We start from the raw sequence: 2,527 nt of genomic DNA, 5'->3' as shown, positions 1-2,527 counted from the left end.
TCGCATCCGCGACGGCCGCGCCGAATTCGAGAGCGCGCTGGCGTTGTTCGAGAAGGACAAACTGACCACGCCCTTGTTGCCCAACGCGTGGTCGGCCAAGGACGTCATCGCCCACGTCGGCTTCTGGGAGCGGCGCATTGTCACCCTCTACGAGGTGCTGGCGGCGGGCGACGTGCCGGAAGGTGAGGTCAGCGTGGAATCGGTGGACGCCCTGAACGCCCGCGTCTACCAGGAGAACGAACTGCTCCCGCTGGGCATCGCCCAACTGAATGAACGCGAAGCCTATCAGGCCCTACTGGCTGTGGCCGAGACTGCGCCGGAGGAAGACCTGTTCGAGCCACAGCGCTTCCCCTGGACGGAAGGCGAGGCGTTCTACCGCTGGATCGCCGTGAACACCTACGAACATTACGCCGACCACGTGCCCGACCTGTTGGCGGCGCGGACGCATTAGGGGCCAGGGAAGAGCGCTCTTCCCTGGTCCTTAGTCCCTGGCCCTTGCTCCAACAGAATTTGCCCCTCACCATTATCCATGCTATACTGCCATCGTTCACTGAGGGCTAGTTCAACTGGCAGAACGCCTGACTCTGAATCAGGAGGTTGGAGGTTCGATCCCTCCGCCCTCAGCCATCGAAGAGGGGTTGTAGACGATCTACAACCCCTTTTTTTGATCACCGACGAATGGCTACCTCGACATGAACGTCCGCAAAGCGCGCCCGGAAGACGTGCCCGGCATCCTGGCGCTGGTCAACGAACACGCCCGCCGGGGCGACCTGCTGCCGCGCACAGCCGCCTCCATCCACGACACCCTGGCCGACTGGCTCATCGCCAAGGACGACGCGGACGAACTCGTCGCCTGCGTCTCGCTCTACCCCTACTCGCCCGTCCTGGCCGAGGTGCGCTCGCTGGCCGTCCACGACCGGGCCAAAGGCGGCGGCTGGGGCAGTACGCTGCTCAAGGCGCTGGTGCTGGAGGCGCGCCGGCGCGGCGTCGTGACGCTGTTCGCCCTGACCCGCGCCGTCGGTTTCTTCCAGAAGGGTGGCTTCCACATCTCCGCCCGTGAGCGCTTCCCGGAGAAGGTGTGGCGCGACTGTGTGAACTGCCCCCTGCTCGATCGTTGTGACGAGACGGCCGTCGTGCTACACTTGGGCATCCCACAAGCCCCAACCGACCGGCTGCCCGGACGCCTGGCGTCGTCCGACTACCGGCGATTGCATCCCACCCCACACCCGCACCTCACGCCCGCCCAACCAACCACTCATCGTTCCAAAGGAGAGAGAATCATGACCAAACCGGCAGTGGAGAAAGTCGTCCTGGCCTATTCCGGCGGCCTGGATACGTCCGTCATCGTCCCCTGGCTGCGCGAGAACTATGATTGCGAAGTCATCTGCTTCTGCGCCAACATCGGCCAGGGGGATCACGAGCTGGAGGGGCTGGAGGCCAAGGGGCTGGCCAGCGGCGCGAGCAAGGTCATCATCGAAGACCTGCGCCACGAGTTCGCCAAGGACTTCCTGTTCCCCATGATGCAGGCCGGCGCTATCTACGAGCGCCAATACCTGCTGGGCACGTCGGTCGCCCGGCCGCTCATCGCCAAGTGGCAGGTGGCGGTGGCCGAGGCCGAGGGGGCCGACGCCGTGGCCCACGGCTGCACCGGCAAGGGCAACGACCAGGTGCGCTTCGAGTTGACCTTCCAGGCGCTCAACCCCACGCTGAAGGTCATCGCCCCCTGGCGCGAGTGGGACATCCGCTCCCGCGAGGACGCCCTGGCCTACGCCCGCGCCCACAACGTCCCGGTGACCCACACCGAGAAGTCCATTTACAGCCGCGACGCCAACCTGTGGCACCTCTCGCATGAGGGCGGCATCCTGGAAGACCCGGCCAACGAGCCGGAGGCGGCGATGTTCAAGCTAACCGTCTCGCCGGAGGATGCGCCAAACGAGGCCGAGATCGTGGAGATCGCCTTCGAGAAGGGCGTGCCGGTGTCCGTCAACGGCGTGCAACTGCCGCCGGCGACGCTGGTCGAGACGCTCAACCGGCTGGGGGCCAAACACGGCATCGGCCGCATCGATCTGGTGGAGAACCGGCTGGTGGGCATGAAGTCGCGCGGGGTCTACGAGACGCCCGGCGGCACGATCCTTTACGCCGCCCACCGCGAGCTTGAATCGCTCTGCCTCGACCGCGAGACGCTGCACTTCAAGCAGCAGATGGGGCTGCGCTACGCCGAACTGACCTACTACGGCATGTGGTACCACACCCTGCGCGAGAGCCTGCAAGCGTTCGTGGACGAGACACAGAAGACGGTCAGCGGCTGGGTCAAGCTGAAGCTCTACAAGGGCAACGTCATCGTCGTCGGCCGCTACAGCCCCAACAGCCTCTACCGCGAAGACTTCGCCACCTTCGGCCAGGAAGACGTTTACGACCAGGCCGACGCCGAGGGGTTCATCACCCTCTTCGGACTGCAAATGAAGGTGAAGGCGATGATGGAAGTGAGCGACGGAGGAAGAACGCGATACGCGGCGCCTGACTATTC

The 2,527-nt window shown here is 65.0% G+C and carries 2 protein-coding genes, 1 tRNA gene and 1 pseudogene; all 4 read left to right on the top strand.

Annotated features, from left to right (window positions below; genetic code table 11):
- Window positions 1–451, top strand: a 451-nt coding sequence (locus tag ACE3UY_RS14350) for a ClbS/DfsB family four-helix bundle protein (protein ID WP_374688191.1), incomplete at its 5' end; no start/stop codon positions are given.
- A 100-nt stretch (window positions 452–551) separates the two neighbouring features.
- Window positions 552–627: transfer RNA gene (locus ACE3UY_RS14345), tRNA-Gln, on the top strand.
- A 65-nt stretch (window positions 628–692) separates the two neighbouring features.
- Window positions 693–986, top strand: a pseudogene (locus ACE3UY_RS14340) (GNAT family N-acetyltransferase); the annotation flags it as partial.
- Between the two features lie 294 nt (window positions 987–1,280).
- Window positions 1,281–2,527 (top strand): argininosuccinate synthase (locus tag ACE3UY_RS14335; protein ID WP_374688192.1); only part of this gene is annotated, 1,247 nt, incomplete at its 3' end.

It is taken from the genome of Promineifilum sp. (SeqCode) (genome assembly GCF_041918635.1).
Classification (GTDB): Bacteria; Chloroflexota; Anaerolineae; order Promineifilales; family Promineifilaceae; genus Promineifilum.
The sequence above is the reverse complement of the archived record's forward strand: the minus strand, read 5'-3'. Positions and strand labels throughout refer to the sequence as shown.